General features: G+C 32.5%; 7 protein-coding genes and 1 pseudogene. 5 read left to right on the forward strand and 3 right to left on the reverse strand.

Features of this window, described 5'->3' with window-relative positions; translation table 11 throughout:
• Nucleotides 1-150 (reverse strand): annotated as a pseudogene (locus B4J88_RS15260) (IS982 family transposase); the annotation flags it as partial.
• Nucleotides 151-425: 275 nt separating this feature from the next.
• Between B4J88_RS15260 and B4J88_RS05680 the strand changes: the two are divergent.
• The 5 genes from B4J88_RS05680 to B4J88_RS05700 are packed head-to-tail and all read left to right on the forward strand — an operon-like array spanning nt 426 to nt 5,015.
• On the forward strand, nt 426-833 hold the full coding sequence (locus tag B4J88_RS05680; protein WP_038335835.1) for a DUF6146 family protein: 408 nt from the start codon (nt 426-428) through the stop codon (nt 831-833).
• Between the two features lie 33 nt (nt 834-866).
• Entirely contained in the window at nt 867-1,265 is a 399-nt protein-coding gene (locus B4J88_RS05685) for a hypothetical protein (RefSeq protein WP_291066780.1), read from the forward strand.
• A gap of 26 nt (nt 1,266-1,291) precedes the next feature.
• Complete coding sequence (prfB, locus tag B4J88_RS05690; RefSeq protein WP_280048939.1) at nt 1,292-2,392, forward strand: peptide chain release factor 2; 1,101 nt, start codon at nt 1,292-1,294, stop codon at nt 2,390-2,392.
• Between the two features lie 20 nt (nt 2,393-2,412).
• Nucleotides 2,413-3,780 carry a Trk system potassium transporter TrkA gene (trkA, locus tag B4J88_RS05695; protein WP_291066782.1) on the forward strand — a complete coding sequence of 456 codons (1,368 nt, stop codon included), beginning with the start codon at nt 2,413-2,415 and terminating at the stop codon, nt 3,778-3,780.
• Complete coding sequence (locus B4J88_RS05700; RefSeq protein WP_291066784.1) at nt 3,780-5,015, forward strand: TrkH family potassium uptake protein; 1,236 nt, start codon at nt 3,780-3,782, stop codon at nt 5,013-5,015. Before trkA ends, B4J88_RS05700 begins: the two co-directional genes overlap by 1 nt.
• A gap of 11 nt (nt 5,016-5,026) precedes the next feature.
• On the opposite strand, the gene B4J88_RS05705 is transcribed toward B4J88_RS05700, so the two are convergent.
• Both B4J88_RS05705 and B4J88_RS05710 read right to left on the reverse strand, forming a co-directional pair.
• Nucleotides 5,027-5,914, reverse strand: coding sequence for an IS3 family transposase (locus tag B4J88_RS05705; protein ID WP_291066786.1), 888 nt, complete (start codon nt 5,912-5,914; stop codon nt 5,027-5,029).
• Between the two features lie 23 nt (nt 5,915-5,937).
• Nucleotides 5,938-6,204: a transposase gene (locus B4J88_RS05710; protein WP_291066452.1), complete on the reverse strand. Its 267-nt coding sequence runs from the start codon at nt 6,202-6,204 to the stop codon at nt 5,938-5,940.
• Nucleotides 6,205-6,264 lie beyond the last annotated feature (60 nt).

The raw sequence follows: 6,264 nt of genomic DNA on the forward strand, positions 1-6,264 counted from the left end.
AATAACCCTAAATTCAGCTGTTAAGACAAGACTGATGAGTTCTAAATCAAAAAGTTTAGGTATTCTACGTTGATAAATTAACAATGTATCTGTTGATATTTTTCGAAGAACTTCCAATATTCTATCGTAATTTGCAAGTAAGTTGTTCATTGTAAATGTTTTGTAATTAAAACAATTTACTGATTTTCAATCAAATGAACAACTTTATTCTTTATTAATCAATATGCACAACGGGTTAAATTAATAAATTTCATGATGATAATTTTTCAATGTCTCTTAGATATATATATAAATAATATGAAATAAACATTTATATTTCAGAACTACTATTCATGTAATTCTAAATTATTAGAATATAAGTGTAAATGTAGATATAAACACTTAATATCGTTATTTTTCAATATATTTAATCAAATTAAAAAATTATGAAAAAGCTATTTTTATTCTTCAGCGTTTCTCTCCTATTTTTTGCTTGTACAACCAATCAATCCACACAAAATTCAGTTCCGAATAAAGATGAGAATTCATTAAAATTCGAGCCGAATGAAGATGGCGATTATGATATTGTTGTATTTGATCCTCAATATGATATTTATTTAAAAACAACTGCATTACCCAAAGAATATTATTCAAAAGAATATTACGAACAAAAAAATCGCCAATATGTGATGATTTGGAATCAACGACATATGCAACCAATGACATATAATCCAGATTTGTATGCAGTAAGTATAGATTTAGATCCTTCTGTTGACTATGGTTATGATTTTGAATACAAATTATTTAACTTTTTTCGATTTATTGAACATAAATATCGTGTCAGAATTAGATAATATCGTTTATTTTTGCAAGCTAATTTTAGAAAGATGAACGATTTTTCAATCAAAATATACAATCAAATTATTGAAGCAATTCCAGATTTCACAGGGCTTCACAAGAAAGATACAGAATTATTAGAATTTCATATCGAGAATGAATACAAATCAACTTTTGGAGATCTTTATATTCAGATTTCGGATGATGATAAGATATGGATTAAATCTTCTTTTCCTTTCACAACTTACGAAGTAGATTCTGTGGAGGAACTTTTGTATATTTTAGAAGGATTGTTGTTCAACCAATTATTCTGGGTAATTAGTTATGATGATGGCGATTGGGACGATACTTTTTTGATGCTGAAAGACCAAGAAATTAAAACAGAAGAAGGTTTTACTTATAAAATTCTTTCTTGGAACGGAAAAGATGATAAAGTGATTAATGCTTAACCTCCTATTTTTATACATTTGCAATTATGTTTAACAACGAATTACTAAAAGACATCCAAAAACGTACACAAGATTTGCACGAATATTTGGAAATCGAACAAAAAGAAATCGAAGTTCAAAATGAAGAAGAGCATGCTGCTTCACCTGAATTTTGGAACAACCCGAAAGAAGCCGAAGCTTTTATGAAAGTTTTGCGTGGTAAAAAGAAATGGATCGATGAATACCAAACAATTGCAAATGCAGTAAATGATGTCGAAGTTTTAGTAGAATTTAACCGCGAAGGTGAAGTAAGTGACGAAGAAGTTATGGAACAATATAATGTTGTTGCCAAGCTTTTAGAAGATATAGAATTCAAGAATATGCTTTCAGAAGAAGGAGATAATCTTGGTGCAATTCTTCAAATTACTGCGGGAGCTGGAGGTACAGAATCTTGTGATTGGGCTTCTATGTTGATGCGTATGTATTTGATGTGGGCCGAAAAACATGGATATAAAGTAAAAGAATTAAACTATCAAGCGGGTGATGTTGCAGGTGTAAAAACGGTAACATTAGAAGTGGATGGCGAATTTGCTTTCGGTTATCTAAAAGGAGAAAATGGTGTGCATCGTTTGGTGCGTATTTCGCCTTTTGATAGTAACGCAAAACGTCACACAAGTTTCGTTTCGGTTTATGTTTCGCCAATTGTAGATGATACAATCGAGATTGAAATCAATCCTGCAGATATCGAATTGCAAACGTCTCGTTCTGGAGGAGCTGGAGGACAAAATGTAAATAAGGTTGAAACAAAAGTTCAGTTAACACACAAACCTACAGGAATTGTGGTTGTTTGTCAGGTTGAACGTTCTCAGTTAGCCAATCGCGAACGTGCAATGGAGATGTTAAAATCTGAATTGTACAAGATTGAGTTAGAGAAAAAAATGGCTGCACGTAATGAGATTGAGGCAAATAAGATGAAAATCGAATGGGGTTCTCAAATTCGTAATTATGTGATGCATCCATACAAATTGGTAAAAGACGTCAGAACAGGAACTGAAACAGGTAATGTGGATGCTGTAATGAACGGTGATATAGACGAATTCTTGAAATCGTTCCTAATGTTAATGGGACAAAAAGAAACGTCAAAATAGTTTTATCCTAAATTTCTTTCATGAAAATATTAATCGGAGGTGCTGGAGAAGTTGGTTTTCATTTGGCTAAATTACTTTCTAATGAAATGAACGACATCGTCATCATGGACATGGACAAGGACAAGTTGTTGATGATCGAAAACTCGTTAGATGTAATGGCTTATCGTGGTGATATCACTTCTTTCAAGGCTTTGCGAGAAGTTGGAATTGATGATACAGATATTTTTATATCGGTCACTCATCTTCAAAACACAAACCTTACAAGTGCTTCGATTGCGAAAGATTTAGGGGCAAAACGCACATTAGCTCGAATTTCGAATCCTGAATTTCTTTACAAAGAAAATCAATTTTGGGTTCAAGGAATGGGAATTGATGCATTAATTAGTCCTGAGAAATTAGCGGCTGATGAGATTTATTCTCTTGTTCAACAATCTGCTTTCAATGCGATGCATCCCTTTGCAAATGGTCAACTTTTTATGGTTGGAACTGTTTTGGATGCGGATTGTAAAATTTTGGACAAGCAGTACAAAGACATGTATTTGACGACGAAAGGTGGCGAAGACAATCTTTTGATGCCAATTGCAATAATTCGTAGCAACGAACGTGGCGAATATCAAACCATTATTCCCGAAGCCGAAACTGAATTTAGAATAGATGATCACGTTTATTTTATTGTCAAAAAAGCTGGAATTTTAGAAGTTTATAAAATCCTTGGAAAGAAACAAGAATATTTCAAAAATGTAATTGTTTTAGGAGGAGGAAGTATTGGTGTCAAAGTTGCCAAACTTTTAAAAGATAACAAGCTCAATGTTAAGTTATTAGAAATCAATCGAAACAAAGCTTTTGATTTAGCTGACGATTTAAATAACATTTTGATTATCAATGGTGATGGTCGAGATGGAGAATTGTTATTGGAAGAAGGTATTTCTGATTCGGATGCTTTTATCGCTGTGACAGGAAGTTCGGAAACGAATATTATGTCATGTCTTTTGGCAAAATCAAAAGGCGTTAAAAAAACAATTGCTTTGGTCGAAAATATCGACTATATACATCTTAGTCAAGAAGTTGGAATTAACGCTTTTATCAATAAAAAACTCTTAACCGCAGATAGTATTTTCCGTTATATTCGACAAGGTTCTGTGATGGATGTAACAGGAATTTCTGATTTAGATGCTGAAGTTTTAGAATTCCGTATTCACGAAAATTCTGAAATCGCATTCAAAAAAGTAAGCGATTTTCCGTTTAAAGAAGGTGCTATTATTGCTGGAATTGTTCGCAGAAATGATGGATTTATTCCAACAAAAGATTTCATTATCGAACCAAAAGATCACGTCGTTGTTTTTAGTCAAGCGAATTTAATTCCAAAAGTGACCAAATATTTTAAATAATGAAATCACTTAACATCAAAGTAATCCTGAATCTTTCGGGTGTTTTATTACTATTAAATGCGCTCTTTATGTTTATTGCAACATGTGTCAGCATTTATTTTAATGATCATCTACTCTACCCTTTTTTAGTTTCGGGGAGTTTAGTGGGATTGTCGGGAGCTGCAATGATGTATTTTACGCGTGACAGAAGAAAACACATCAACAAACGCGAAGGTTATATCGTGGTTTGTGTCGGATGGCTTTTCTTGATTCTTTCGGGGTGTTTACCCTATGTTACCTCGTTAATATTTCTACCAAACGATCATATCATCAATGAAAATTTTAGTTTTGTCAACATTATTTACGAAACCGTTTCTGGTTATACAGCGACTGGGACATCAATTTATGATGATGTAGAAAGTCTCCCAAAAAGTATATTATTTTGGCGAAGTACAACCAATTGGATTGGTGGTATGGGGATTATCGTTTTGACGATTGCGATTTTACCGTTTCTTGGAATTGGTGGTCGACAGCTTTTTATGGCAGAAGCGCCTGGAATTTATACGGATAAAATTCACCCTCGAATTACAGAAACAGCAAAAAACCTTTGGTTAGTTTATTTAGGCTTAACTGCTTTTTTTGCGATGTTGCTTTATTTTGGTGGAATGAATTTATTTGATGCTGCAAATCATTCGATGAGTGTGATTGCAACGGCAGGTTTTTCTACTAAGAATGAAGGTTTGATGTATTGGAATAACAATATTTTTATTCAATATGTATTAATCGTGATGATGTTTTTGGGCGGAACAAACTTCGCATTGATTTATTTATTGATTAAAGGACAATTCAAAAAAGTATGGAAAAATGAAGAATTCCGTTGGTGGGTTGGTTTACTTGCTGTCGTTACATTTATCGTTTTTGTTGTATTATTTTTCAATATTTACCCTAGTTATTCCGTCGAAACCTATTCGTGGTTTAATTTCGAACATTCATTCAGAAGTTCATTATTCCACGTTGTATCTATCGCATCTACAACAGCTTTGGCAATGGAAGATTACACAAGTTGGTTAACCGTAACCACACTTATTTTCTTCTCTTTGTTCTTCATCGGAGGTTCGGCAGGTTCTACATCTGGAGGAATTACAGTTATTAGACACGTCATTTTATTAAAAAATAGTTGGATCGAATTTAAGCGTATTTTACACCCAAACGCAATTATTCCTGTTCGTTATAACAATCGTTCGCTTAACCTGTAATCTTCCCCTTGTTAGGAACATTTAAAAGTATAGTTTTTATTTAATATTATTGTATTATTATTTTGATTAATTTGAAATGTAGGAAAATCATTAGGATTTTTGACCTTACCATATTTCAATAAAAAATTTCTAGGAGAAAGATATTGTAAAGAACTGTGTGGTCTTTCATTGTTATACATCCACATCCAAATTTCTGTATAATTTTTCATTTCTTTGATATTTTCAAATAAATAAGCATTTAAAAAATCTGTTCTAAAAGTTCTATTAAATCTTTCAATCAACGAATTTTGCGTAGGTTTCCCAGGTTGAATATAATATAATTCAATGGCTTTTTTTTGACAAAATAGTTTTAGTTTTTCAGCAATAAATTCTGGACCATTATCTACTCTAATTTTCTCAGGTTTCCCTCGCCATTCGATTAGTTTTTCAAGTTCAGAAATTACTTTAGCTGAAGGTAAGCTTGTGTCGATACAAATACTCAAAATTTCTCGATTAAAATCGTCTATAATATTCAAACTTCTCACGCTTTTTCCGTTTTCTAAACTATCATGCATGAAATCCATACTCCACGTTACATTTGGATAAATCGGACGTAAAAGCGGCTCTTTAATCCTTGCAGGAAGTCTTTTTTTACGTTTATTACGTAGGTTAAGTTTCATCGAAGTATAAATTCGATAAACTCGTTTATGGTTCCAAGTAAAGCCTAAATTTCGTAAACGATAATGCATCATCCAAAAGCCCCAAGTTTGATGCTCGTTGGATAGCGCTATCAATTGAAAACGTATTTTATCATCCTCATCTTTACGTACTTTTTGATAATAAAAAACGGATGTTCTTAAGCTAAATAGACGACAAGCCCTGCGAGAACTTAGCTGATGTTTTTCTTTTGAATACAACACCAACTCTCGTTTTTCACAAGGCGTTATAGCTTTTTTTCGATAACATCTTTTAAAACTACGTTTTCCAAAGTAAGCTCTGCTACAATTTTTTTATATTGGGACAATTGCTTCTCTAGTTCTTTTAATTGAGCTAATTGATGGGCTTCCATTCCGCCATATTTACTCTTCCATTTATAAAAAGTGGGTTGACTTATTCCATGTTCACGACAAATTTCATTGACTGTTTTGCCTTGATTTTGTTTTGATAAGATCTTGACGATCTGAACTTCTGTAAAATTGCTCTGTTTCATAATTATCCCTAAGTTAATAAACTATATTTTTAAACGGTCCGGTTTTTAGGGAAGATTACA

It is taken from the genome of Empedobacter sp. UBA5036 (assembly GCF_002415215.1).
GTDB lineage: Bacteria > Bacteroidota > Bacteroidia > Flavobacteriales > Weeksellaceae > Empedobacter > Empedobacter falsenii_B.